At 62.1% G+C, this 26,782-nt stretch carries 21 protein-coding genes; 19 read left to right on the forward strand and 2 right to left on the reverse strand.

Annotated elements, in window-relative coordinates:
- Window positions 1-83 precede the first annotated feature (83 nt).
- The 9 genes from B5G34_RS10115 to B5G34_RS10155 all read left to right on the forward strand — a co-directional run bounded on the left by B5G34_RS10115 (window position 84) and on the right by B5G34_RS10155 (window position 12,501).
- On the forward strand, window positions 84-1,217 hold the full coding sequence (locus tag B5G34_RS10115; protein ID WP_087336756.1) for a D-alanyl-D-alanine carboxypeptidase family protein: 1,134 nt from the start codon (window positions 84-86) through the stop codon (window positions 1,215-1,217).
- A gap of 255 nt (window positions 1,218-1,472) precedes the next feature.
- Window positions 1,473-3,620, forward strand: coding sequence for a 1,4-alpha-glucan branching protein GlgB (gene glgB, locus B5G34_RS10120; RefSeq protein WP_087336760.1), 2,148 nt, complete (start codon window positions 1,473-1,475; stop codon window positions 3,618-3,620).
- A gap of 61 nt (window positions 3,621-3,681) precedes the next feature.
- A complete protein-coding gene (locus B5G34_RS10125; RefSeq protein WP_087336764.1) occupies window positions 3,682-4,890 on the forward strand; it encodes a glucose-1-phosphate adenylyltransferase in 1,209 nt (402 codons plus the stop codon).
- The gene (glgD, locus tag B5G34_RS10130; protein ID WP_087336766.1) at window positions 4,887-6,002 is read left to right on the forward strand and encodes a glucose-1-phosphate adenylyltransferase subunit GlgD; all 1,116 of its coding nucleotides are present in this window, start codon (window positions 4,887-4,889) and stop codon (window positions 6,000-6,002) included. Before B5G34_RS10125 ends, glgD begins: the two co-directional genes overlap by 4 nt.
- A 104-nt stretch (window positions 6,003-6,106) precedes the next feature.
- Window positions 6,107-7,543: a glycogen synthase GlgA gene (gene glgA / locus B5G34_RS10135; protein ID WP_087336769.1), complete on the forward strand. Its 1,437-nt coding sequence runs from the start codon at window positions 6,107-6,109 to the stop codon at window positions 7,541-7,543.
- Window positions 7,544-7,658: 115 nt separating this feature from the next.
- Entirely contained in the window at window positions 7,659-10,106 is a 2,448-nt protein-coding gene (locus tag B5G34_RS10140) for a glycogen/starch/alpha-glucan phosphorylase (RefSeq protein WP_087336772.1), read from the forward strand.
- A gap of 106 nt (window positions 10,107-10,212) precedes the next feature.
- On the forward strand, window positions 10,213-10,701 hold the full coding sequence (locus B5G34_RS10145) for an RNA polymerase sigma factor (protein ID WP_087336775.1): 489 nt from the start codon (window positions 10,213-10,215) through the stop codon (window positions 10,699-10,701).
- A complete protein-coding gene (locus B5G34_RS10150; RefSeq protein WP_087336779.1) occupies window positions 10,698-11,918 on the forward strand; it encodes a hypothetical protein in 1,221 nt (406 codons plus the stop codon). Before B5G34_RS10145 ends, B5G34_RS10150 begins: the two co-directional genes overlap by 4 nt.
- 106 nt (window positions 11,919-12,024) lie before the next feature.
- Window positions 12,025-12,501: a hypothetical protein gene (locus tag B5G34_RS10155; protein ID WP_087336782.1), complete on the forward strand. Its 477-nt coding sequence runs from the start codon at window positions 12,025-12,027 to the stop codon at window positions 12,499-12,501.
- A 69-nt stretch (window positions 12,502-12,570) separates the two neighbouring features.
- On the opposite strand, the gene B5G34_RS10160 is transcribed toward B5G34_RS10155, so the two are convergent.
- Window positions 12,571-13,941 (reverse strand): rubredoxin, encoded by a 1,371-nt coding sequence (locus B5G34_RS10160; RefSeq protein WP_087336785.1) that lies wholly within the window; start codon window positions 13,939-13,941, stop codon window positions 12,571-12,573.
- 198 nt (window positions 13,942-14,139) lie between these two features.
- Here B5G34_RS10160 and B5G34_RS10165 point away from each other — a divergent pair, with 198 nt between their 5' ends.
- The 3 genes from B5G34_RS10165 to B5G34_RS10175 are packed head-to-tail and all read left to right on the forward strand — an operon-like array spanning window position 14,140 to window position 17,432.
- Complete coding sequence (locus tag B5G34_RS10165; protein ID WP_087336788.1) at window positions 14,140-15,264, forward strand: cysteine desulfurase family protein; 1,125 nt, start codon at window positions 14,140-14,142, stop codon at window positions 15,262-15,264.
- Between the two features lie 12 nt (window positions 15,265-15,276).
- The gene (locus B5G34_RS10170; protein ID WP_242956970.1) at window positions 15,277-16,674 is read left to right on the forward strand and encodes an MATE family efflux transporter; all 1,398 of its coding nucleotides are present in this window, start codon (window positions 15,277-15,279) and stop codon (window positions 16,672-16,674) included.
- Window positions 16,671-17,432 (forward strand): MBL fold metallo-hydrolase, encoded by a 762-nt coding sequence (locus B5G34_RS10175; protein WP_087336791.1) that lies wholly within the window; start codon window positions 16,671-16,673, stop codon window positions 17,430-17,432. Before B5G34_RS10170 ends, B5G34_RS10175 begins: the two co-directional genes overlap by 4 nt.
- Window positions 17,433-17,464: 32 nt before the next feature.
- Here B5G34_RS10175 and B5G34_RS10180 read toward each other — a convergent pair whose 3' ends face one another.
- On the reverse strand, window positions 17,465-17,932 hold the full coding sequence (locus B5G34_RS10180; RefSeq protein WP_087336794.1) for a GNAT family N-acetyltransferase: 468 nt from the start codon (window positions 17,930-17,932) through the stop codon (window positions 17,465-17,467).
- A 225-nt stretch (window positions 17,933-18,157) separates the two neighbouring features.
- Between B5G34_RS10180 and hrcA the strand changes: the two genes are divergently transcribed.
- The 7 genes from hrcA (at window position 18,158) to rpiB (ending at window position 26,555) form a co-directional block, all read left to right on the forward strand.
- Complete coding sequence (gene hrcA / locus B5G34_RS10185; protein ID WP_087336796.1) at window positions 18,158-19,210, forward strand: heat-inducible transcriptional repressor HrcA; 1,053 nt, start codon at window positions 18,158-18,160, stop codon at window positions 19,208-19,210.
- Between the two features lie 16 nt (window positions 19,211-19,226).
- Complete coding sequence (gene grpE / locus B5G34_RS10190; RefSeq protein WP_242956971.1) at window positions 19,227-19,766, forward strand: nucleotide exchange factor GrpE; 540 nt, start codon at window positions 19,227-19,229, stop codon at window positions 19,764-19,766.
- 197 nt (window positions 19,767-19,963) lie between these two features.
- Window positions 19,964-21,823: a molecular chaperone DnaK gene (gene dnaK / locus B5G34_RS10195; protein ID WP_087336803.1), complete on the forward strand. Its 1,860-nt coding sequence runs from the start codon at window positions 19,964-19,966 to the stop codon at window positions 21,821-21,823.
- A gap of 147 nt (window positions 21,824-21,970) precedes the next feature.
- A complete protein-coding gene (dnaJ, locus tag B5G34_RS10200; RefSeq protein ID WP_087336806.1) occupies window positions 21,971-23,131 on the forward strand; it encodes a molecular chaperone DnaJ in 1,161 nt (386 codons plus the stop codon).
- Between the two features lie 63 nt (window positions 23,132-23,194).
- On the forward strand, window positions 23,195-25,312 hold the full coding sequence (locus B5G34_RS10205; RefSeq protein WP_087336810.1) for a glycosyltransferase family 39 protein: 2,118 nt from the start codon (window positions 23,195-23,197) through the stop codon (window positions 25,310-25,312).
- An 11-nt stretch (window positions 25,313-25,323) separates the two neighbouring features.
- Window positions 25,324-26,115 carry a histidinol-phosphatase HisJ family protein gene (locus B5G34_RS10210; RefSeq protein ID WP_087336813.1) on the forward strand — a complete coding sequence of 264 codons (792 nt, stop codon included), beginning with the start codon at window positions 25,324-25,326 and terminating at the stop codon, window positions 26,113-26,115.
- A gap of 14 nt (window positions 26,116-26,129) precedes the next feature.
- Window positions 26,130-26,555, forward strand: coding sequence for a ribose 5-phosphate isomerase B (gene rpiB, locus B5G34_RS10215; RefSeq protein ID WP_087336815.1), 426 nt, complete (start codon window positions 26,130-26,132; stop codon window positions 26,553-26,555).
- Window positions 26,556-26,782: the final 227 nt, after the last annotated feature.

A 26,782-nucleotide genomic window follows, 5' to 3' on the forward strand; every position in this document is an offset into this window, starting at 1 on the left:
CCCCAGTCAAAAACCGTATAGAAGTCTTTTCCCCTCCATATCCTCTCCAACAGAGCATTTGAGCATTGGAGGCGTCACAGACGATGAAAAAACTGGCCGCGGCCCTGCTGGCCGCCACCCTACTGGCTCTGCCCGTTCAGGCCGCCCCGGCCGCGCCCACCGTGGACGCAGCGGGCGCCGTGCTGATGGAAAAGGAGACGGGCACCGTTCTGTACGAGCAAAACGCCCACGACAAGCTGGAACCCGCCAGCGTCACCAAGGTCATGACCCTGCTGCTGGTAATGGAGGCCATCGACAGCGGCAGTCTGTCCAGAGAGGATATGGTCACCGTATCCGCCTACGCCGCCTCCATGGGCGGCTCCCAGGTCTATTTAAAGGAAGGGGAGCAGATGACGGTGAACGATCTGCTCAAGGCGGTGGCGGTAGCCTCGGGCAACGACGCCTCGGTGGCCCTGGCCGAGCACCTGTGCGGCAGCGAGGAGGCCTTTGTGGCCAAGATGAATGAGCGGGCCGCCCAGCTGGGCATGGCAGACACCTGCTTTGTCAACTGTACCGGCCTGCCGGCGGCGGGCCATCTCACCTCCGCCTATGACATTGCCCTGATGAGCCGGGAGTTGATTTTGAACCACCCCTCCATCCGGGACTACACCACCATCTGGATGGATACCCTGCGGGACGGCCAGTTCCAGCTGGCCAACACCAACAAGCTGATCCGGTTCTATGAGGGAGCCACCGGTCTGAAGACCGGCTCCACCGACGCGGCGGGCTACTGCCTGTCCGCCACGGCGGAGCGGGACGGCATGGAGCTCATCGCCGTCATCCTCAAGTCCTCCACCAAGGACACCCGGACAGCCGCCGCCCAAACCCTGCTCAACTACGGTTTTGCCAACTACACCCTGATGGATGTTTACCCGTCCCAGGCTCTGCCGCCGGTGAGCGTGCTGCTGGGCCAGAGTGAGACTGTCCAGCCCGTGCTGGCCCAGCCCTCCCGTATCCTGATCAGCCGGTCCATGGTCAATCAGATGGAGACCCAGCTGGAGCTGTGTGAGGACGTGGAGGCCCCCGTGGAGGCGGGCCAGACTTTGGGACAGATGACGGTCACCGCCGGGGATCAGGTTTTGGCCCAGATCCCCATCGTGTCCGACCAGGCCGTGGAACGGCTCAGCGCTCCCGGCATCTTCCTGCGCCTGATGCGCACCCTGCTGATGGCAGGTTAATATGGGTTCCACAGGGGCAGCCGCAGATCACCTGCGGCTGCCCCTGCGCGTTCTTTACAAAAGGGAATCCGTATATTGCTGGAAATTTTACATCTTGATTGGTAATCCGTGTCTTGACTATCCGACCATATCGTTGTATACTTTACACAAATAAAATCCGTGTATTTTGGATTTTATTTATTACCAATGACAAGAACCCCCAGTTTACGCCATTTTGGCGCATCTTGGGACGTTTCCAACAAGGAGAGGATACCTATGGCTTCCACCAAACCGAATACGATCCTCCATGACTTCTCCCAGGGACACGCGGTACGGGCCCAGGAATTTATGGGCGCTCATCCCGCAGTCCGGGACGGGCAGGACGGCTGGGTATTCCGGGTCTGGGCGCCCCATGCCAAATCGGTCGCCGTCATGGGCGATTTCAATGGCTGGAATGACTCCGACCATCCCATGGAGCTGCTGAGCGACGGCGTCTGGGAGACCTTTATTCCCGGTCTGAAGCAGTTCGACAGCTATAAATACGCAGTCCATACCGCCTCCGGCCGGGTGCTGGCCAAGGCGGACCCCTATGCCTTCCACGCCGAGACCCGTCCCGGCAACGCCTCCAAGCTGTATGACCTGTCCGGCTACGGCTGGGGGGACGACGGCTGGATGGATTACCGGAAAAAGAACCCCATTTACCAGAAACCGCTGAATATTTATGAAGTCCATCTGGGCTCCTGGCGGCGCACCGGCGAGGATGAAATGCTCTCCTACCGGGATATTGGCAAGTATCTGGTGCCCTATGTGAAGGAGATGGGTTTCACCCATGTGGAGCTGCTTCCCATCACCGAGCACCCCCTGGACGCCTCCTGGGGCTACCAGTGCACCGGCTACTTTGCAGCCACCAGCCGTTTCGGCACTCCCCACGACTTCATGTGGCTGGTGGACCAGCTCCATCAGGCCGGCATCGGCGTGATCCTGGACTGGGTGCCCGCCCACTTCCCCAAGGACGCCTTTGGTCTGTACGAGTTTGACGGCGAGCCCTGCTATGAGTATGCCGACACCCGCAAGGGTGAGCATGCCGACTGGGGCACCCGTGTGTTTGATTACGCCCGCCACGAGGTCCGCTCCTTCCTGTTCTCCTCCGCCCTCTTCTGGCTGGAGCAGTTCCATATCGACGGTCTGCGTGTGGACGCGGTGGCCTCCATGCTCTATCTGGACTATGGCCGTCAGGGCGGCGAGTGGGTACCCAACATGTTCGGCGGCCACGAGAATCTGGAGGCCGTGGACTTCATCCAGGAGCTCAACGGCCATATCTTCCAGGCCCATCCCGACGTGATGATGATCGCCGAGGAGTCCACCGCCTGGCCCCGGGTGTCCCACCCGGTGGGCGAGGGCGGTCTGGAGGGCGGCCTGGGCTTTAACCTGAAATGGAACATGGGCTGGATGAACGACATCCTCCACTATATCAAGCTGGACCCCTACTTCCGTCAGTTCAACCACAAGGACATCACCTTCTCCCTGATGTACGCCTTCTCGGAGAACTTCGTGCTCCCCCTGTCCCACGACGAGGTGGTGCACATGAAGGGCTCCCTCATCAACAAGATGCCCGGCACCAACGAGGAGAAGTTTGCCGGCGTGCGGGCCTTCTACACCTATATGCTCACCCATCCCGGCAAAAAGCTGCTGATGATGGGCAGCGAGTTCGGCCAGTGGAACGAGTGGCACTATGAGCACTCCCTGGACTGGCACCTGCTGGACCCGGATCAGGAGTGGGCCGTGCCTCACCGCCAGCTGCAGCAGTACTTCAAGCAGGCCAACGCCTTCTATCTGGCCCACCCCGAGCTGTGGGAGCTGGATTTCTCCTGGGAGGGCTTCGAGTGGATCGAGGCCAACGACAACCAGGCCAACACCGTGGCCTTCCTCCGGAAGGATACCAAGGGAGACGCCCTGGTTATCGTGTGCAACTTCTCTCCCGTGGACCGCACCGGTTATACCGTGGGCGTGCCTGTACCCGGCGTCTACACCTGCATCTTCAACTCCGACGACCCCGACTTCGGCGGCAAGGGGGGCGGCGATCATGAGCCGGTCCGCAGCCGCTATGTGGAGAGCCAGGGCCGGGAGCAGTCCATCACCATCTCCCTGCCGCCCATGAGCGCGGTGATCTATAAGTGTACCCGCAAGTTCCCCGTCCGCAAGAAAAAGGCGGACAAGGAAGCTTCCCTCAAGCCCGCCGTGCGCAAGAAGGCTGCTTCTCCCGCCGTGAAGGCCCCCGCCGCCAAGCCCGCCGTCCGCAAAAAGGCGGCCGCCCCGGCGGTAAAGGAGCCGGCCCCCAAGCCCGCCGTGCGCAAGAAGGCCGCCGCCCCCGCCGTCAAGGCAGAGAGCCCCAAGCCTGTGGTACGCAAGAAAAAGGAAAAGTAACCCCTCTCCGAACGGTTCGGAGATTTCAGGTTAGTCCCAGTTCAAACTCTGAGGTGATAGAATGAAAAAGGAATGTGTCGCCATGTTGCTGGCGGGTGGTCAGGGAAGTCGCCTGCACGCCCTCACCAGCCATGTGGCCAAGCCCGCAGTACCCTTCGGCGGTAAGTACCGCATCATCGATTTCCCCCTGTCCAACTGCATCAATTCCGGCATTGACACCGTGGGCGTGCTGACCCAGTACCGTCCCATGGAGCTCAACGCCTACATCGGCAACGGCGAGCCCTGGGATCTGGACCGCTCCTACGGCGGCGTCCATATCCTGCCCCCCTACATGCGCGAGGGCGAGAAGGGCACCTGGTACAAGGGTACCGCCAACGCCATTTATCAGAACATCAACTTCCTGGATACCTATGATCCCGATTACGTGCTCATCCTGTCGGGCGACCACGTATATAAGATGGATTATGCCGATATGCTCCGCCGCCACAAGGAGGCCCAGGCCGCCTGCACCATCTCCGTGCTGGAGGTTCCCATGGCGGAGGCTCCCCGCTTCGGCATCATGAATGTCAACGAGAATGACGACATCTATGAGTTCGAGGAGAAGCCCAAGAAGCCCAAGAGCAATCTGGCCTCCATGGGTATCTACATCTTCACCTGGAAGAAACTGCGGGAATACCTGATCGCTGACGAGGAGAATGAGAAGAGCGCCAACGACTTTGGCAAGAATATCATCCCCGCCATGCTGGAGGCCGGCGAGAAGCTGACCGCCTATCGCTTCAAGGGCTACTGGAAGGACGTGGGCACCATTGACTCCCTGTGGGACGCCAACATGGATATGCTCTCTCCCGACAACGGCATCGACCTGTACGACTCCGAGTGGCCCATTTTTGCCCGCACCCCCACCAAGCCCCCTCACTTTATGGGCAAGAACGCCAAGGTGGACCACTCCATGGTCACCGGCGGCTGTGAGGTCTACGGCACTGTGGAGAATTCCGTCCTGTTCCACTCGGTCATCGTGGAGGAGGGCGCCGTGGTGCGCTACTCCATCCTGATGCCCGGCACCGTGGTCAAGGCGGGCGCCGTGGTGGAGTACTCCATCATCGCGGAAAACAGCGTCATCGGCGAGCGGGCCCGTGTGGGCGCCTCCCCCGACGGCTCCGAGGAGTGGGGCGTGGCCGTGGTGGCCCAGAACCTCACCGTGGGCCCTGACGCTGTGGTCTCTCCCAAGGCCATGATTACTCGTAACGTGAAAGGAGGTGGGGTGAAATGATGAACAAACTGCACGGCATCATCTTCTCCTACCTTTCCAACCCCGACCTGCGGGAGCTGACCCAGAACCGCAACACCTGCTCCATCCCCTACGGCGGCCGGTACCGGGTCATCGACTTCATGCTCTCCAATATGGTCAATGCCGGCATCTCCGATGTTGGCATGATCGTGGACGCCAACTATCAGTCCCTGCTGGACCATGTGGGTTCCGGCAAGGACTGGGACCTGTCCCGCAAGCACGGCGGCCTGCGCATCCTGCCCCCCTTCAGCTATTCCGGCAGACGGGAAGGCATGTACCGGGGCCGCATGGACGCCCTGGCCGGCATCCGCTCCTATCTGCAGAACATCCGGCAGGACCACGTGGTGCTGGCCGGCGGCGACCTGGCGGTGAGCCTTCCCCTGCGGGACATCTTTGAGGCCCACATCCGCAACGACGCCGACATCACCACCGTGTGCACCGGCCATCCCAAGGGCGACCCCAAGGGCTGCGACTACTTCACCATCGGCGCCGGCGGACGGATCACCGACGTGTCGGTCCATCCCCCCATCGCCCAGGGCTGTGAGTCCCTGGAGGTGTACATCCTCTCCAAGGAGCTGCTGCTCTCCCTGGTGGACCACTGTGCCGCCCACAATATCCACTCCTTCAGCATCGGCGTGCTCCAGGCCATGGTGGGCCAGCTGAAGATCGTCCCCTATGTGTTTGACGGCTATGCCGCCCGGCTGCAGTCGGTGGCGGGCTACTTTGCCCGCAGCATGGAGCTGCTGGACCCCACCGTCCGGGAGCAGCTCTTCGTACCCGACCGCCCCGTCCGCACCAAGGACCGTTCCGACCCCTCCACCTACTACGGCCCCGACTCCCGCTCCTACAACTCTCTGGTGGCCGACGGCTGCATCATTGAGGGTGAGGTGGAGAACTCCATCCTCTTCCGTGGCGTCCGGGTGGAAAAGGGCGCCAAGGTTTCCGGTTGTGTGCTGATGCAGGGCACCACCATCCAGGCGGGCGCCGTGCTGAAATACGCCATCACCGACAAGAACGTCCGGGTCAATCCCGGCCGGATGCTGATGGGCCACAGCACCTATCCCCTGGCCATCGCCAAGAACGAGATCGTCTGACCCTGTGTTGGGGAGGCGGCGGCTGCGCGCCGCCGCCTCCCTTTCCCACAGCGGCTCCTGCGAGGCGCTCCATCGGAATGTAAATTTATGGTTGGAGGTAATGTATGAATATCCTGTTTGCCACCTCTGAATGCGCTCCCTTCATCAAAACCGGCGGACTGGCTGACGTGGCCGGCGCCCTGCCCAAGGCTCTGGCCAAGGAGGGCCACGACGTCCGTGTCATCCTGCCCCTGTATGAGGGGATCGGCGAGGAATGGCGCAGCCAGATGACCTTTTTGCAGTGCTTCCACGTGACTGTGGCCTGGCGCACCCCCTACTGCGGTATCTTTGAGCTGAAGCGGGACGGCGTCACCTACTGGTTCGTGGACAACGAGTACTACTTCAAGCGCGCCTCCATCTACGGCCACTATGATGACGGCGAGCGCTTCGCCTACTTCTCCCGGGCCGTGGTGGAGTCGATGGGCTGGCTCAACTGGCACCCCGACGTGCTCCATTGCAACGACTGGCAGACCGCTCTGGTGCCCATCTATCTGCTGGAGGAGCGCCATCGTATCCCCCAGCTCTCTGACACCAAGAGCGTATTCACCATCCACAACATCGAGTATCAGGGCCGCTACGGCAGCCAGACCCTGAAGGACCTGTTCGGCCTGAACGACGGCTACTTCAATGAGCATATGCTGGCCTATCACGGGGATGTGAACCTGATGAAGGGCGCCATCTATGCCGCCGACTACGTGACCACCGTATCTCCTACTTACGCCGACGAGCTGCAGTACAGCTTCTACGCTCACGGCCTGGAGGGGGTCATCGCCGACAACCGCCACAAGCTGCGGGGCATCCTCAACGGCATCGACACCGAGGTGTACGACCCCTGGCACGACAAGGGCCTGACCAAGTGCTTCTCCGTCAAACAGATGGCGGGCAAGAAGAACTGCAAGACCGCCCTGCAGCAGATGTCCGGCCTGCGGGAGAACCCCGACACCCCCATCATCGCCTGTGTGTCCCGGCTGGTGAAGCACAAGGGCTTTGACCTGGTCACCGCCTCCATCCATGACATCATGGGTATGGACGTGCAGATGATCGTACTGGGTACCGGCGACTGGAACTTTGAGGAGGCCTTCCGCCAGGCTCAGAACCAGTATCCCGGCCGGTTTGCCGCTCATATGATGTACTCCCCCAACCTGTCCACCGCCATCTACGGCGGCGCCGATATTTTCCTCATGCCCTCCATCGCCGAGCCCTGCGGCCTGAGCCAGATGATCGCCATGCGCTACGGCACCATCCCCGTGGTCCGCGAGACCGGCGGCCTGCGGGACTCCGTGATCCCCTACAACAAGTTCACCGGCGAGGGCACCGGCTTCTCCTTTGCCAATATCAACGCCCACGAGATGACCGGCGTGCTGGCCGACGCGGTGGACCTCTATCACAACGATAAGAAGGCCTGGAACGGCCTGCAGAATAACGCCATGTCCACCGATTTCTCCTGGACCCGCTCTGCGGCGGCCTACCTGGAGATCTACGGCTGGGTCACCGGAAAGTAATGGGAAGGTTTCCCTTCTCTTGACAAATGGAAGGCTGTTGTGATAAAATGCCGCTCCGCAGGGGAGAATTTCCCTGCGGAGTGTTTATTTTGTTGCCATCCTAACTGTATAGGAGATGTCTGCATTGCATAATTACACCAAAAAAGAACTGATGACCCTCATTACCGGCAAGTTGCGCCGCAATTTTGGCCGCGATGTGGAGGAAGCCACCAGTCTGCATATGTTCAAGGCCTGCGCCATGGTGCTGCGCGATATCATTTCTGAGCGTCAGATGAAGTCTGAGGACAAGGCCATGGAGCAGCATCAGCGCCAGGTCCACTATCTGTCCCTGGAATTCCTCATGGGCCGTTCCCTGATGAAGAACGCCTACAATCTGGGTGTAGTGGAGCCTCTGAAGGAGGCCATTGAGGGGCTGGGCTTCTCCGCCCCCGACCTGTTCGAGGCCGAGCCCGACGCCGGTCTGGGCAACGGCGGTCTGGGCCGTCTGGCTGCCTGCTATCTGGACTCCATGACCACCCTGGACATTCCCGCCACCGGCTATTCCATCTGTTATGAGCTGGGTATCTTCAAGCAGAAGATCGTGGACGGTCAGCAGGTGGAGCTGCCCGACAACTGGCTGGGGCTGGGCGACGCCTGGCTCATCCCCAAGATGGATGAGACCGAGGAGGTCCGCTTCGGCGGCAAGGTGGAGGACGAGTGGGATGAGCTGGGCCACCACCGGATCAAGCACACCGGCTACGACGTGGTTCTGGCCGTGCCCAAGGATATGGAGATCTCCGGCTACCACACCGAGCACGCCAACCTGCTCCGCCTGTGGGACGCCAAGAGCCCCACGCCGGTGGATATGCACCTGTTCTCCTCCGGCCAGTACCTGAAGGCTGTGGAGCAGCGGGCCATGGCCGAGTCCATCTCCAAGGTGCTCTACCCCGAGGACAACCACTACGAGGGCAAGTCCCTGCGTCTGAAGCAGCAGTATTTCTTCGTGTCCGCCACTATCCAGTCCATCGTGCGCAAGCACCGGGCGGAGTACGGCACCCTGCGCAACTTCCACCTCAAGCACGTCATCCAGATCAACGACACCCACCCCACCCTGGCCATCCCCGAGCTGATGCGCATCCTGCTGGACGAGGAGGGCTACGGCTGGGATGAGGCCTGGTATATCGTCACCCACACCATCGCCTACACCAACCACACCGTGCTGGCTGAGGCCCTGGAGCGCTGGCCCCAGCAGCTCATCGAGTCCCTGCTGCCCCGGATCTGGCAGATCCTCATCGAGATCTCCAACCGGTACCAGAAGGTGCTCACCGACTACTTCCACGGCGACCTGTCCAAGGTGGCTCCCATGGCCATCATCTGGGGCGGCGAGGTGCGCATGGCCAACCTGTGCGTGTGCGCCTGCTTCAAGATCAACGGCGTGTCCGCCCTCCACTCCGACATTCTGAAGAAGGACGTCTTCCACGACGCCTATCAGCGCACTCCTGACAAGTTCACCAACGTGACCAACGGCATCGATCACCGCCGCTGGCTGGGCGAGTGCAACCCCCGCCTGGACGCCCTGATCCGGGACTGCTGCAAGAGCGACAAGTACCTGCTCCAGCCCGACGCCCTGAAGGAGCTGGAGAAGTTCAAGGACGACGCCGGCGTGCTCTCCCGCCTGGGCGAGATCAAGACCGCCAACAAGAAGGCCTTTGCCACCTGGGTGGCCCGGGAGCACGGCATCTTCCTCAACACCGACGCCATGTTTGACGTACAGGTGAAGCGTCTCCACGAGTACAAGCGTCAGCTGCTCAACGTGCTGCACATCATCTACCTGTACCAGCGGATGAAGAACGATTCCCACTTCGACTTCACCCCCCGCACCTACCTGTTCGGCGCCAAGGCAGCCCCCGGCTATGCCGTGGCCAAGCGTATCATCCGCCTCATCAACTCCGTGGCTCAGATGATCGAAAAGGACCCCATCTGCAAGGACCGGCTCCAGGTGGTCTTCCTGGAGAACTACCGGGTGAGCCTGGCAGAGAAGCTGATGCCCGCCTCCGAGCTCTCCGAGCAGATCTCCACCGCCGGTAAGGAGGCCAGCGGCACCGGCAACATGAAGTTTATGATCAACGGCGCCGTCACCATCGGTACCCTGGACGGTGCCAACGTGGAGATGCACCAGGTGCTGGGCGACGAGAACATCTTCCTCTTCGGCCTGAAGGCCAACGAGGTGGCCCAGCTCAAGCACAACGGCTACAAGTCCTATGAGTACTATATCCACAACCCCGACCTGCGGGCTGTGGTGGAGCAGCTTAACCTGGGCTTCGGCGACGGCATCAGCTACGACGACATCGCCCGCCGGCTCCTGTTCGGCGACGGCGGCCCCGCCGACGAGTACCTGCTGCTGGCCGACTTCGAGAGCTACCGGGACGCTCAGGCCCGGGCCGGCCAGGCCTACCTGGACTCCAAGCGCTGGAACCAGATGTCCCTGATGAACATTGCCCGGTCCGGCATCTTTGCCGCCGACCGCTCCATCCGGGACTACGCCAAGGATATCTGGAACGTGCCCGTCCGGGAGATCAAGTAAAACAGCCCAAATTCTGCGGGCGGCCAAACGGCCGCCCGCTTTTTTTACATTCCCTGCAATCATCCGTCCTCCTCCGGCGCTTACTTGACAGAAGGGAGTGAATGGTATGCCCAGTCTCAACGGAGTTCCCCTCTCCTGCGAGGAGATCCTGGACCGGTACGGTCCCCTGGTCTACCGTCTGGCCATCCAGGGCACCGGCAGCGTGGCCGACGGGGAGGATGTGGCCCAGGAGGTCTTTGTGAGCCTCATCCGGTGTGATCCCGCCTTTGCCGACGACACCCACCTGCGAGCCTGGCTCATCCGGGCCACCGCCAACCGCTGCAAAAGCTGGGGGCGCTCCCCCTGGCGCAGGCGGGTGGTCCCCCTGGAGGACAACAGGGACGGCATCGCTCCCCCGCCGGAGGGCGGCGGCGTGCTGGAGGCGGTGGCCGCCCTGCCCCCCAAATACCGCTGGCCGGTGTACCTCCACTACATGGAGGGATATACCGCCGCCGAGATCGGGCAGCTGCTGGGCTGCTCCCGGAACACGGTGCTCTCCCGGCTCAGCCGGGCCAGAGCCAAGCTGAAAGACGCGCTGAAGGAGGAATGGGCATGAACAGCAAGGATTACCGCAGCACCCTGGGCGGCGTGACCCCCTCCCCCGCCTGGCGGCAGCGCACCCTGGCCGCCATGAAAGCGGCCCAGGGGCAGAAGGAGCCCCGCCGCAAGCCTCTTGCCATCGCCGCCACGGCGGCGGTGCTGGCTCTGGCGGTCACCGGCGGCGTGTGGCTGTCCAATCGGACGGAAGTGGACCCCAACGGCCCCGGCACCGCCCGCACCCCGGAGCCGGTGGTGACGCCCACGCCTTCTGCCGCCCCCATAGGGACCGATTCCGAACGCTTTTTCATCGTCACAGACCCCAGCCAGCTCATCGGCAGCAACCCCACCGCTGGGCACTTATATGAGCTAACTGAACTGCCGGTGTATGAAAATCCCATTCCAACGGAACAGCAGCAGCGGACGCTTTTGAACCAGCTGGCAGAGGAGCTCGGCTATACCGTTGCCCAAACCCAGTGGACCCCCAGCTCCGGGGAGGACACCGTGGGCCGGGACCCCATCCTGGAGGCGGAATGCACCGACGGCACCAAGCTGCGGCTGCAGGGGCTGTATACGCTGGAGCTCTACGACGCCCCCGACCTGGCCGCCGTGACGGAAACCGTCCAGGCCCATCTCCTCTATCATGCTATGACGCCGGAAGAAATGCTTTCCTCCTCGCATACACCCCCCCAACTTGCATATGAAACCTTTGAATCCTACCGCAGCACATCCGGCAGCAGCAATGTCACCCCCCGCACCACCTGGACCATGTTCCCAAATGTATCTGACACCTCTCTGGAGGAGCGAATCTATTGCTACAGCTTCCTGCGTATGGAAACCGACGGCAGCACCCTTACCCTCCATCTTTTTCCCGAATCCACCGGCGTTTCCCTTCCTCTCCGCTCCCCCGACGACGCCCAGGCCGCCTTCCGGGCCGGAGATTACTGGGGCAGCTGCTGTACCACCCGCCCCGATGAGGCCCAGATCATCTTCGTCTCCCTGGAGTACGACACCAGCCCGGACCAGCCCTACTTCCAGCCGGTGTACCGCATCCTGTTCGTCCAGTCCTACTGGGATATGGCCGACTGGCTGGAGCCGGGGGTGGACCCCTCCCCCTTCATGGGCGTGGGAATCGCCTACGTCCCCGCCATTGACCCGGAATACCAGGACGAGGTGCCCTACCGGCGGTATTTCAACGACGGTCTGGCCCACCACACCCCGGAGGAGCTGACCTAAAGAGCTTCTTCCCCCTTTTGAAAGGAAATCGTCAGAAAGATGTAACCCCCCTGTTACCCATCCCGTCCCATTCCCTGCTATACTGGAGTCAAAGGAGGGATGCATCATGACGGAAGATTACGCCCGCACCCTGAAGCGCAGGACGCTCATCGCCCTGATCGCAACTTTGATTTCTTTGGTCCTGCTGGGATGTGCCATGTTCTGGATGTGGTGCAGCCTGTTTGGTCCCCCGGAGTTCATGCGCAAGGACAATCCTTCCCTGGCCCCCCAGAGTGCCGAGCTTCAGCTGGACGCTGGAGCCACCGTCTATTGGCGGGAGACCAGCTATGTAGTACCGGACGAGGCCGATCTGGGCCAGCTGCTCCACGCCGATCAGTGGAGCTCTACCTCCGCGTTTCAGACGGAGGCTGCCGATCTGGTGGTGCACTTCGGAGAGCTCTATGAGCTGTCTCTGTGGTCGGACGGCAAGGCCTCCTTCTACGACGGCTACTCCGGCCGCAGCACCAAAACCCGCGCCTACTACACCATCCCCATGGGCGTGGTAAAGGAACTGACCGCCGCTCTGACGGCACTGCCCGCCTGAGTCGGTTTTCCCCCCAAAGAAAAACGCAGGCTGCGCATCACGCGCAGCCTGCGTTTTTCTGTAGATACGTTAGTCGGCCTTCTTGAACATATCCTTGTCCACGCCGCACAGGGGGCAGGACCAGGTGGAGGGCACCTGCTCCCAGGGGGTACCGGGCGCCACGCCGTGGGCAGGATCGCCCTCGGCAGGATCATAGATGTAACCGCACAGGGCACACACCCACTTGCCGCCCTCGGTCTTGGGGGCGTCCACCGGCACGGTGCACAGGGCGGCCACGCTGCGGGCGTAGTCGGCCATGGCATCCAGATCGGCCTGGGTGGGGGTGAAGAGCACCCGGAAGGGGGCCTCGGGGGCGGCGTAGCGCAAGCCCTTCAGGAAGGTATGGAGCATGGGGGCGGCCTCGCCGCTCCAGCCGTAGGCGCCGAAGGCGCCGGCGGCCTTGCCCTTCAGGTTGATGGGATCAATGGAGGTGAGCACATCCCACACCGCCTTGGGAGCGGCACGGTTGATGGTGGGGGAGCCCACCAGCAGCACGTCAGCCTCGTGGGCCAGCTTCACGCACTCGGCATAGGGCACCACGGTGACGTCGGCGGTGGTAACGGAATAGCCCTCATCCTCCAGAGCCTTGGCGGCGGTCTCCGCCAGGGTGCGGGTGCAGCCGTAGGCGGAGGCGTACACCACAAAGGCGGTGCGCTGGGTCTTGGGGGCGGGGGTGCTCCAGGTGCGGTAGAGCTCCTTGGCGCGGCCGATGGTCTCAGTCAGGCAGGGGCCGTGGCTGGGGCACACCAGCTCCACGTCGGCAGGCATCTTGTCCAGGCCGGAGAGCACGCTGGGCTTGAAGGGCCCGAAGATGCCGGCGTAGTAGTAGGCAAACTCACCCTCATAGGCCTCCTTGGCGTGGATGTTCTTATCCAGCATGGTGGGCTCACAGAAGTGGGCGCCCAGGAAGTCGCAGGTGAAGAGGGTCTTGCCCTCCTTGTCCCAGGTAAACATGGAGTCGGCCCAGTGAAGCATGGGGGCAGGGATGAACTCCAGCACCCGGCCGCCCAGGTCCAGAGTGTCTCCGGCAGCCACGGTGCGGCAGGGCAGGTCCAGGTTGGTGATGTCCTGCAGGTGCTTCTTGCCCGCCTTGGTGGCAATGACCTCCAGCTTGGGGCAGACGGCCAGCAGCTTGGCCACGCTGCCCGAGTGGTCGGGCTCGTTGTGGTTCATAATGAGGTAATCCACATCCTCCACAGGGATGACCTGGCGGATGTTATCCAGATACTCGTCAAAATAATCGGTATGGACGGTCTCAATGAGGACGTTCTTCTCGCCCGTCAGCAGATAGGCGTTGTAGGAGGTGCCGTACTTGGACTCCATCACGATGTCGAAGACCCGCAGGGACGGATTGAGGACACCCACGGACCACAGGTTTTCACGGAGCTTGATCGCGCTCATATGGCTTTCTCCCTTTCTATTTCTTCAAAAATATTTCCTAGCAGGTCACAGTATATTATCCTCTTCCTCACTTGTCAAGCGCTATGGGATAAACTGTAACGTCTGTTTTCCGCCATTCTGCCGCCTTGACTTTCCTCCTGTACAAGGCTACAATGAAGAATTGCGAAATCGAACTTTTTTTGTCTGAGGTGACTGTCCATGCCCATCTATCTGGATAACGCAGCAACCACGCCGGTCTGTCCCGAAGCGGCCCGTGCCGCCTATGAGGCCATGACGGAGGGCTACGGCAATCCCTCCTCCGGCTACGCCATCGGTCAGGCTGCCGCCGCCAAGGTGAAGGAATACCGGGCGGCCGTGGCGGACAAGCTGGGCTGTCTGCCGGAGGAGCTTACCTTCACCTCCTGCGGCACTGAGGGTGACAACTGGTCCATCCGGGCCGCAGTGGAGCACGGCAAGCGGACAGGAAAGCACATCATCACCACCGCTATCGAGCACTCCGCCGTGCTGGAGCCCATCCGCGCTCTGGCCGCTCAGGGCTACGAGGTCACCTATCTCAAGCCGGACAAGTCGGGCCACGTCTCCGTGGACGACCTGAAGGCCGCCCTGCGGCCCGACACGGTGCTGGTGTCCATGATGCTGGTGAACAACGAGCTGGGCACCCTCCAGCCGGTGAAGGAGGCCGCCCAGGCCATCAAAGACGCCCACTGCCCCGCCCTGCTCCACTGCGACGCGGTGCAGGCCTTTCTGAAGGTCCCCTTCACCCCCAAGGCGCTGGGAGTGGACCTGCTCACCATCAGCGGCCACAAGATCCGGGCCCCCAAGGGCATCGGCGCCCAGTACATCCGCAAAGGCCTGGACGTGAAACCCCTGCTGCTGGGGGGCGGACAGGAGAACGGCCTGCGCTCGGGCACTGAGCCCACCGCCCAGCTGGCCGCCCTGGCCGCCGCCTGCACCGCCTGGGACCCTGACGCCCCCGCTCGCATGTCTGAGGTAAAGGCCCATGCCCTGGAGGTACTCTCCGCCGTCCCCGGCCTGGAGATCATCAGCGCCGGCGACGCCCCCCATATCTGCGCCGTGGCCCTCCCCGGCTATCCCAGTGAGATGCTGGTGCGGGATCTGTCCGACCGGGGCATCTATGTCTCCTCTGGCTCGGCCTGCCACAAGGGCAAGCCCAGCCACGTCTTTGCCGCCCTGGGGCTGCCCAAGCGCACCCTGATGGGGGTACTGCGCATCTCCTTCTCCCCCGACAGCGTCAAGGAGGAGGCCGACGCCCTGGCTGACGCTCTGACAGAGATTACAAAAAACCGAATTGCAATGAGGTAATGAGGTGAGGATTTGTTTGCCTACATGAACCGGGGCCGGGCCTTCTACAAGGACGTAGTACTGCTGGCCCTGCCCATCCTGCTGCAAAACCTGTGTACCACCCTGCTGGGCCTGGTGGATACCTTTATGGTAGGCGCCCTGGGGGAGGCCCCCCTGGCAGCGGTACAGGTGGCCAACACGCCGGTATTCGTCATTCAGCTGGTGATCTTCGGACTGCAAAGCGGCTCGTCGGTGCTTATCAGCCAGTTCTGGGGCAAGGGGGACACCGACGCCATCAACCGGGTCATCGGCATCGGCTGCTATGTGGCAGGAGCCATCGCCGCTCTCTTTGCCGCCGCCATGTGCTTTGCCCCCACCCAGCTCATGGGTATGCTCACCGACAATCCCGAGCTCATTCCCCTGGCAGCCAGCTATGCCCGCATCGTAGGCCCCTCCTATCTGTTCAACAGCATCACCGGCGTCTATGTGGGAGCTCACCGCTCCATGGAGAACCCCAAGCTGGGCATGGTGGTCTTTGCCATCTCCATGAGCACCAACACCTTCCTCAACTGGATCTTTATCTTCGGCAACCTGGGGGCCCCCGCCATGGGGGTAGAGGGCGCCGCCGTGGCCACCCTGCTCTCCCGTATCCTGGAGTTTGTCATCACCATGACCTACGCCCTCACCAACCGCCGCTTCCGCCTGCGTCCCACCGTCCTGGTACGGCCGGGCAGGCCCCTGCTCCAGAAGTTCATCCACTACTCCGGCCCGGTGGTCCTGAATGAGACCCTGTGGGGCCTGGGTACCTCCATGCACAAGGTGGTCATGGGCCACATGGAGGGCTCCACCGAGATCCTGGCCGCCCGGGCTCTGGCGGGCAACCTGGAGGATCTGTGCACCGTGGCCATCTTTGCCGTGGGCGGCACCACCGCCATCATTGTGGGCCGGGAGATCGGCGCGGGCCGCCGGGAGCACATCTATGAGATCGGCGCCACCCTGGACACCCTGGCCATGCTGTGCGGTGTGGTCATCGGCGGGGTTCTGGTGGCTGGGGCCCACACCTTCTTCCCCACCCTGGTCTACCCCATCTTCGATCTGTCCCCCACCGCCAGCTCCATCACCACCATGATGCTCACCATGATCGGTGTCTGTCTGCCCCTGCGGGCCTTCAACTCGGTGAATACCGTGGGCGTGCTTCGGGGCGGCGGCGACGTACGGGCGGCCTCCCTCATCGACGTATGCCCCCTGTGGCTGGTGGCCGTTCCCCTGTCCGCTTTCTTCGGCCTGGTGCTGAAGTGGGGCATCTTCTGGGTGTATGTGGGCGTCATTATGGAGCAGATCACCAAGTTCCTGGTGGGCGTGCCCCGGTTCCGCTCCAAGGTCTGGATCAATGACGTGACCCAATACCAAAAAGAGGAGGTCTCCCTATGAAAATCACCGTTCTGATGGAAAACTCCGCCCAGGCCGGTCTGGTCCCTGAGCACGGTCTCTCCTTTTATATGGAATATCGGGGCGGCCGCTATCTGCTGGATGCCGGAGAGTGCGGCGCGGTGGTATACAACGCTGCCCGGCTGGGGGTGGACCTGTCCCAGGTGGACAAGGCCGCCCTGTCCCACGGCCACTACGACCACGCCGACGGCTTCAACGCCTTCTTCGCGGTCAATCCCTCCGCGTCTGTATACGCCCGGCCCCACATCACCGACCCGGAGATCTGGGAGGAAAAGGAGTACATCGGCGTCAATATGGGCATGTTCTGCCGCCACGAGAAGCGCTTCGACCTGGCCGACGGTCCCCGGGATCTGGCCCAGGGACTCCACCTGATCCCCGATCAGATACCCCACGAGCAGTCCCTGGTGGCCGAGACAGCGGAGGGTCTCGTCGTCCTCAACTCCTGCTGCCATGCCGGGGTGGTGAACATCCTCACCCAGCTGAAGGAACACTTCCCCAACACCCCCATCCGGGCGGTGCTGGGAGGCTTCCACCTGATGGGCAAGGAGGGCGTGACCACCCTGGGCCCCGCCCCGGAGCAGGTGCGGGCCATGGCCGCCGCCCTGCGGGATGATTTAAAGGTTCAGGATATCTACACCGGCCACTGCACCGGCGGCCCTGGCTACGCTCTGCTGGCCGAAGAGCTGGGGGACAGGCTCCACCATCTCACCGCCGGAGCGGTCTATGAATTTGCCGATTAAAAAAGGACGCGCTGCAAAGCGCGTCCTTTTTCTTATAATTCCAGTTCCATTCTGATATCGGAAAGTTGAAACCATTTGTCAGAATACGTGACGTATTCAAACCCCAGCTTTTCATAGACCCGGAGCGCATCCTTCAGCTTATGATGGGAGGTGACCACCATGGTCTTCTGCCCCGCATCCCGGGCGGCCTGGATCACTGCCTCCATGAGGGCGGTGCCGATCCCCTGCTCCCGGTACTCCTCCTTGACGCCAAACTTCAGGGCCTCACAGATCCCGTCCCCCTGGAGCTCCAGCATCACCATGCCCACGATCTCCTGACCCTGCCGGGCCAGCAGCACCCGACCGCCGTCGGCCACAAAGCGGTGGGGGTCAGCCAGCATCTCCAGATCCACCGGCTCCAGCAGATCATACTCCAGCAGCCAGGGCAGGGAGATGTCCTCCAGGTCCTGCTTGTAGCGCTCCTCGTAATCTATGATCTCCACGGGCACCGTGCTGTCCACAGAGTCATCCCTCCTGTTTGCAAGTCTTTCTCCTTATTGGATAGAATACCATTGAACGGCCCCCGCGTCAACCGCTCCGATTTGCATTCTGCCCCCTTCTCTGCTATCTTTTTCCCGTTCACATTTAATTTACAACCCTGCCTATTGACATTTTCAGCCGACGGTGCTACATTATCTTTAGCACTCAGAGAGTATGAGTGCTAAATCGAAAGCGAGGTGGCTGCCATGGATTTAACAGAGCGAAAAAAGCGGATCCTGCGCGCCATCATTGAAAGCTACATCCAGTCGGCGGAGCCGGTGGGGTCCAAGGCCATCGCCTCCTCCATCGGTATGGAGATCTCCTCCGCCACCATCCGCAACGAGATGGCGGATCTGGAATCCCTGGGGCTGCTGGAAAAGCCCCACACCTCCGCCGGACGCATTCCCTCCCCCAAGGGATACCGGTTCTACGTCAACGAGCTGATGGAGGAGCACAAGCTCTCCCTTCAGGAGACCCAGCGCATCAATGAGGCCCTGCGGATGAAGATGCAGGAGCTGGACCGGGTGCTGGATCAGGCCGGCCGGGTAGTATCCCAGCTGACCAACTATCCCGCCTTTGCCCTGTCCTCCGGCATGAGCCGGGTGACCATCCGCCGGTTCGATCTTCTGATGGTGGAGCACAACGCCTTCATCATCGTGGTCATGACCGACACCAATGTGGTGCGCAACCGGCTGATCCGGCTGCCCTCCGATCTGACGGAGGCCCAGCTGCAGATGCTCAACACCCTGCTCAACGCCACCTTCACCGGCCTGCCCCTGGACGAGATCACCCCGGAACTCATGCGGGTGGCCCAGCACGCCGCCGGCGAGGCCTACGGGCTGATCAGCCTGGTGGTCTCCTTCGCCATGGAGGTGCTGGAGAGTCTGGAGCAGCGCACCGTCCACACCTCGGGTATCGCCCACCTGCTGGAGCTGCCCGAGTACCGTTCCCTGGAGCGGGCCCAGCCCCTGCTGAGCTACCTCTCCGAGGACGCCGACCCCGCCCGCTTCCCCGTCCCCAAGGACGCCGCCATGAAGATCCTCATCGGCCCGGAAAACGTGGCCGACGCACTGAAGGATACCAGCGTGGTGGTAGCCAGCTATGACATCGGCGACGGCATGCGGGGCGTCATCGGGGTCGTGGGACCCACCCGTATGGATTACGCAAAAATCACCGCCCGCCTTTCCTATCTGGCCGAGGGACTGACCCGGCTGTTCGGGCAGGGCGAGCTGCCGGGCGGCAGCGACGATCATAAATAGGAGATGAGTGCATCCCATGAGTAAGAAAGAGAAACAGCCCGAAGAGGTCATCCCCGAGGAGCAGACCGCGCAGACCGCCGCCCCTGAGGCCGCGGAGGACGCCCCCAATCCCCTGCTGGAGGAGCTGGAGGCCCTGAAGCAGAACCTCACCGACCAGGAGGATAAATTCCTCCGCCTGGCCGCCGAGTATGACAACTACCGCCGCCGCAGTCAGAAGGAAAAGGAGTCGGCCTGGGCTGATTCCAAGGCGGAGACCGCCGCCGCCTTCCTGCCGGTGTACGATAACCTGGAGCGGGCCCTCAAGCAGGACACCGCCGATGAGGCCTACAAGAAGGGCGTGGAGATGACCATGACCCAGCTGAAGGAGGTCCTTTCCAAGCTGGGCATCGAAGAGATCCCCGCCCTGGGCGAACCCTTCGACCCCAACCTCCACAATGCAGTGATGCACGTGGAGGACGAGAACGCCGGAGAGAATACCATTGTTGAGGTCTTCCAGGCCGGCTTCCGCACCGGAGAAAAGGTGATCCGCTTCTCCATGGTCAAGGTGGCCAACTAAGAAGCGCTGAGCCGCCGAGCAGGGGAGCCCGGACCGGAGCGAGGGCGAGCGCAGGGCCGCAAAGCGGCCCGCAGACCAGCCCGAGACGCAGGGAAGGCGACACACCGCGAGGCGTGGGAAGCGTGACAACAGGGTGCATACAGCGCCCCACATCCTAATGTGAAAAAACAATTTACGATATATTGGAGGAATTGATTATGTCTAAGATTATTGGTATCGACCTTGGTACGACTAACTCCTGCGTCGCCGTTATGGAAGGCGGCGAGGCCGTCGTTATTGCCAACGCGGAAGGCAACCGCACCACTCCCTCCGTCGTGGCTTTCTCCAAGGACGGCGAGCGCATGGTGGGCCAGGTGGCCAAGCGCCAGGCTATCACCAACCCCGACCGCACCATTGCTTCCATCAAGCGTGAGATGGGCTCCAACTACAAGGTGAATGTGGACGGCAAGGCCTACACCCCCCAGGAGATCTCCGCCATGATCCTGCAGAAGCTGAAGGCGGACGCCGAGGCCTATCTGGGCCAGCCCGTCACCGAGGCGGTCATCACTGTTCCCGCTTACTTCACCGACGCCCAGCGTCAGGCCACCAAGGACGCCGGCCGCATCGCCGGTCTGGACGTGAAGCGTATCATCAACGAGCCCACCGCCGCCGCGCTGGCTTACGGTGTGGATAAGGAGACCGACCAGAAGATCATGGTGTACGACCTGGGCGGCGGCACCTTCGACGTGTCCGTGCTGGAGGTCGGCGACGGCGTCATCGAGGTGCTGGCCACCGCCGGTAACAACCGTCTGGGCGGCGACGACTTCGACAAGGCCGTCATGGACTGGATGGCTGCTGAGTTCAAGAAGGACTCCGGCATCGACCTGACCGGCGACAAGGTTGCCATGCAGCGCCTGAAGGAGGCCGCTGAGAAGGCCAAGATCGAGCTGTCCGGCGTTACCTCCACCAACATCAACCTGCCCTATATCACCGCCGACGCCACCGGCCCCAAGCATCTGGATCTGACTCTGACCCGCGCCAAGTTCGACCAGCTGACCGCTCACCTGGTGGAGGCCACTGCCGGCCCCGTCCGTCAGGCCATGAGCGACGCCGGCCTCAGCTCCGGCGAGCTGTCCAAGGTGCTGCTGGTGGGCGGCTCCAGCCGTATCCCCGCCGTGCAGGACATGGTGAAGAAGCTGACCGGCAAGGAAGGCTTCAAGGGCATCAACCCCGATGAGTGCGTGGCCATCGGCGCGGCCCTCCAGGGCGGCGTTCTGGTGGGCGACGTGAAGGGCCTGCTGCTGCTGGACGTGACTCCCCTGTCCCTGGGCATCGAGACCATGGGCGGCGTCATGACCAAGCTCATCGAGCGCAACACCACCATCCCCGCCAAGAAGAGCCAGGTGTTCACCACCGCCGCCGACAACCAGACCTCCGTTGAGGTCCACGTGCTGCAGGGCGAGCGTGAGATGGCTCAGTACAACAAGACCCTGGGCCGCTTCAACCTGGACGGCATTGCTCCCGCCCGCCGCGGCGTGCCTCAGATCGAGGTCACCTTCGACATCGACGCTAACGGCATCGTCAACGTGTCCGCCAAGGATCTGGGCACCGGCAAGGAGCAGCACATCACCATTACCTCCTCCACCAACATGTCCAAGGAGGATATCGACAAGGCCGTCAAGGAGGCCGAGCAGTTTGCCGCTGAGGACGCCAAGCGCAAGGAAGAGGTTGACGTCCGCAACCAGGCCGACCAGGTGATCTACCAGACCGAGAAGGCTCTGGAGGACGCCAAGGACAAGATCGACGCCAGCGACAAGGCCAACGTGGAGGCCGCCCTCAACAAGCTGAAGGACGCCATGAAGGGCACCGACGTTGAGGCCATCAAGGCCGCCACCGAGGAGGCCTCCAAGGCCTTCTACCCCATTGCTGAGAAGATGTATCAGCAGGCCAACCCCCAGGGCGGCCAGGCCGGCCCCGACATGGGCGGCGCGGGCTTCGGCGGCCAGACTGGCGGCGCCAACACCGACCCCAACGTGGTGGACGCCGACTATCAGGTCGTGGACGACGATCAGAAGTAATTCAACAGTGAAATGCCGCGGGCGGGGGCTTGTCCCCCGCCTGTGTGGCGTTCCGTTTTCCCTAAATGGTGGATCGTGGAGGGCGCTTATCTCCCGTAACTTCACGCTTCACTCTCCACCCTCCACTTTGAACAGAGGTGAACACCAATGCCTGAACAGAAACGAGATTATTACGAAGTCCTGGGGGTGGCCAAGACCGCCAGCGAGGACGAGCTGAAAAAGGCCTACCGCAAGCTGGCCAAGAAATATCACCCCGACCTGAACCCCGGCGATAAGGAGGCCGAGGCCAAGTTTAAAGAGGTCAACGAGGCCTACGAGGTCCTCTCTGACAAGGACAAGCGGGCCAAGTACGACCAGTTCGGCCACGCCGGCGTGGATCCCAACTTCGGGGCCGGCGGTTTTGGCGGCGGCGGCTTCGGCGGCTTCGACATGGGCGATATCGACCTGGGCGATATTTTCGGTTCCTTCTTCGGCGGCGGCTTCGGCGGCGGTTCCAGCCGCCGGAACAACGGCCCCATGAAGGGCGAAACCCTGCGGGCATCGGTCTCCATCAGCTTTGAGGAGGCCGCCTTCGGCTGCGAGAAGGAGATCACCCTCAACCGCACTGAGAACTGCGATTCCTGCAAGGGTACCGGCTGTGCCCCCGGCACCACGGCGGAGGTCTGTCCTGACTGCCACGGCAGCGGCACTATCCGCATCCAGCGGGGCGGCGGGGCCTTTACCTTCGCCACCACCACCACCTGCCCCAAGTGCGGCGGCAAGGGCAAGATCATCCATCAGCCCTGTAAGGATTGCGGCGGCACCGGCAGCGTACGCAAGCAGCGCAAGATCACCGTCAGCATCCCCGCGGGCATTGACAACGGCCAGGCCGTCTCCCTCCGGGGCCAGGGCGGCGCGGGCCGCAACGGCGGTCCCGCCGGCGACCTGCTCATCAGCGTCACCGTCCGCCCCCACGAGTTCTTCAAGCGGGACGGTACATCGGTCTTTCTGGAGCACCCGGTCACCTTCCTCCAGGCCACCCTGGGCGCCGAGCTGGAGATCCCCACCATCGACGGCAAGGTGAAGTGGAGTCTGCCCGCCGGTACCCAGCCGGGCACCACCTTCCGCCTGCGGGGCAAGGGCATCCCCTCCGTCAACGGACGGGGCCGGGGCGACCAGTATGTCACCGTGAAGGTCCAGGTTCCTACCAGCCTGACCCACGAACAGAAGGAGGCGCTGCGTGCCTATGGCGAAGCCATGGGCGAGATTCAACCCGGTCCGGCGGACAGCGTGAAATCTTTCTTTGACAAACGCAAGAAGAAGAAATAAAATAAGAGGACGAGTATGCTATACTCGTCCTCTTATTTTTGTCCTGCTCAGTGAGGTGCTCCTATGGGACCCATGCAATACATCGTATACCTCTTCCCCATTCTGACCATTGCGGCCCTGCTGGGCTTTTTCCTGTGGTACTGGCAGACTATGCGGGCTCCTCTGGCCCAGCAGATCGCCCCTATGCCGGAGAAAAAGCCCTTCACCTTCGCCGGACGCCGTCACCCCCTGGTGAAAAAGGACGCCATTCCCATGGTGCTCATCACCGTTGCCTACGCATTTACCGCCTTTTTCAACCTGGGCTCCACCACCGCCCCCCAGAATCCCTGGGATTTTGGCGACGAGGAGACGGCTACCTTCGCGTTTTCGGAGGAATACCTGGTCTCCAAGCTGTGGTATTTCTGCGGTCTGGGCACCGGCAAGTACCAGGTGGAGATCTCCTCCGACGGGGTGAACTGGCTGTCCCTGTGGCAGCGGAAGGACAATGCCGACGACCCGGATGAGGTCACCGGCTACTACTGGGCCGACGGCACCGGCTACGGCGCCAGCTATGCCGTGACCCAGAACTACAACCAGCTCTTTAAGTGGAATGAGATCACCTTCGATAACCCCCAGTATATTCGATACCTGCGGATTACAGGGCAGGCCAACAAGGGCCTGCTGGAGCTCAACGAGCTGGCCTTCTTTGACGAAAACGGCGATCGTATCTGGATCAGCGACAGCACCAATCCCCTCTTTGACGAGGCGGATACGGTGCCCGAGACCATTTCCTTTGAAAACTCCGCCTACTTTGACGAGATCTACCATCCCCGCACCGCTTATGAGCACCTGCGCAACATCGAGCCCTATGAGATCTCCCATCCACCCCTGGGCAAGCTCATCATGAGCGTGGGTATCGCGCTCTTCGGCATGGTGCCCTTCGGCTGGCGGTTTATGGGTACCCTCTTCGGGATGGCTATGATCTCCCTGTTCTACCTGTTTTTGAAGAATGTCTTCGGCCGCACCTCCATCGCCACCTGCGGCACCATCCTGCTGGCGGTGGACTTCATGCACCTGACCCAGACCCGGCTGGCCACCATCGACACCTACGCGTTCTTTTTCATCCTGCTGATGTACTACTTTATGTACCGGTACCTCACCCTGCCCGATGGCGCCTCCTTCCAGCAGTGCGCCCTGCCCCTCTTCCTGTCGGGGCTGTTCTGGGGCATCGGCGCCGCCTCCAAGTGGACAGTGATCTATGGCTGTACCGGTCTGGTGGTCCTCTACTTCATCGGTCTGGCCGTCAAGCTGCGCCGCTGGCCGGAGGAGCGCCGCCAGGAGCGTCTGGGCTGGACGGTAAAGATCCTGGCCTTCTCCGTGCTGGTCTTTGCCGTCATCCCCGCCATCATCTACGTGCTGTCCTACCTGCCCTACGCATCGGCCTCCGGGGACCTGTCCCTGGGGAACCTGCTGAAGGAGATGTGGGAAAACCAGAAATATATGCTCACTTACCACCAGGGGGTCACCGCCTCCCACCCCTACTCCTCCCGCTGGTACCAGTGGCTGGTCAACGCCCGGCCCATCCTGTACTATATGGACAACTCGGTGACCGGCGTCACCACCCGCTTTGCCGCCTTCCTCAACCCGGTGGTGTGCTGGGGCGGTCTGGCCGCCATGCTCATGTGTGCCGCTCAGGCCTTCCGCGCTCTGTGGGCCAAGCTGACCTTCTTCCTGGTGTCCGGGCTGGGAGCCGCTGCCTCCGCCGCCTGGGTCACCGGCGTCTTTGACGGGGAGACTGATCCCCAGACCCGGCTGCTCAGCCTGCTGCTCATCGCGGCCTGCCTGATCCTCTACCTGGTGCTGGGCTGGTTTGCCAGCCGGGCCTTCCAGCAGTCCTCCCCCATCGCCCTGTTCATTCTCATCGGCTATCTGGCCCAGCTGGCGCCCTGGTTCTTCATCGGGCGCATCACTTTCGCCTATCACTACTTCCCCTCGGTGCTTTTCCTGATCCTGGCCCTGTGCTATGTGTTTTACACCCTGTCCCAAAAGGAGGGTATGATCCGGTGGAAGCCCGCCATGTACGCCGTCACCGGCGGCGCGGCGGCGCTGTACGCCCTGTTCTATCCGGTGCTGGTGGGTATCACTTACCCCACCTGGTACGGGACCTGCATCCTGAAGTGGTTCCCCGCCTGGCCCTTCTAAAGGAGGTTGCTATGTATCTTACCGACTACCACACCCACACGCAGATGTCTCCTGACAGTGAGACTCCCCTGCCCGCCATGGCGGATGCCGCTGTGGCAGCGGGGCTCAACGAGCTGTGCGTCACCGACCACTGCGACCTGCTGGAGCTCTACGGCCAGCCGGTGGACCACTATGACTGGCCCCCCGCCCTGGAGCAGTACGCCCGTACTACTCCCTGCTATGCCGGGAAGCTGACCATCCGCCTGGGACTGGAGTTCGGCATGGCCCATTTAAACCCGGAACTGAGCTCCGCCATTCTGGACCGGCCGGAGCTGGATTTTGTGCTGGGGTCCGTCCACAACCTGTGTCCGGAAAAGGGCGGCACTGATTTCTACTATGTGGATTACCCCGATCCGGCGGCCTGCTATGCCGCCCTGGACGACTATTTTCAGTCCATGGCCCAGTTGGCGGTCACCGACTTCTATGACGTACTGAGTCACATCATCTATCCCCTGCGCTATATGGACCACCCCATCTCCCTGGACCGCTACCATGATGCCCTGGATGGCATTTTCCGCTCGGCGGCGGAGCGGGGCCGGGGCATTGAGATCAACACCTGGCGGGGCCGCACGCTGAAGGAGTGGCTGCCGGTGCTCCGTCACTTCAAGGCCTGTGGCGGCGAGATCGTCACCATCGGCTCCGACGCCCACACCCCCGACGGGGTAGGCAAGGGGGCTGCGGAGGCCTGTCAGCTGCTGGCGGAAGCGGGCTTCCGCTACCTGGCCACCTATGAAAAGCGTAAACCTGTATTTCATACACTGTAAGAGGAGGATATATTATGATCGCACTGGGTTCTGACCACGGAGGACTGGCCCTCAAGCGCCATGTCATGGACTACCTGGACCAGCACCAGCTGGCCTATAAGGACTATGGCTGCTACACGTCCGACAGCTGCGACTACCCCGATTTCGGCCGGGCGGCGGCGGAGGCGGTGGCCTCCGGGGAATGCGACCGGGGCATCGTCATCTGCACCACCGGCATCGGTATCTCCATTGCCGCCAACAAGGTGAAGGGCATCCGCTGCGCCCTGTGCAGCGAGCCTTTGTCCGCCGAAATGACCCGCCGGCACAACAACGCCAATATGCTGGCCATGGGCGGCGGCCTCATCGCCAACAACATGGCCGACAAGATCCTGGACGTCTTCCTCAACACTGAATTTGAGGGCGGCCGCCACCAGCGCCGTGTGGACAAGCTGGAGGGCTGATTATTCCACAGAAAAAGGCGCGCCGTGCGTTCCCCCTGACAGGGGTAACTTTGCAGGTGTCCGAATCCCCGGCAGATATTGCTACGGCAGTATCTGCCGGGGACTTCTTTTTGTCTTATGTGTCAACGCCGGACGGAAAAAAATCTAAAACGCCGGACAGAAAATGACCCAAACGCCGGAACTCCGTCCGCCGGTCAGTTATCCGCCGGAAGCTCAGCTGGAGGAAC

The sequence above is a fragment of the Flavonifractor sp. An82 genome, from assembly GCF_002159265.1.
In the GTDB taxonomy this organism is placed as follows: Bacteria; Bacillota; Clostridia; order Oscillospirales; family Oscillospiraceae; genus Flavonifractor.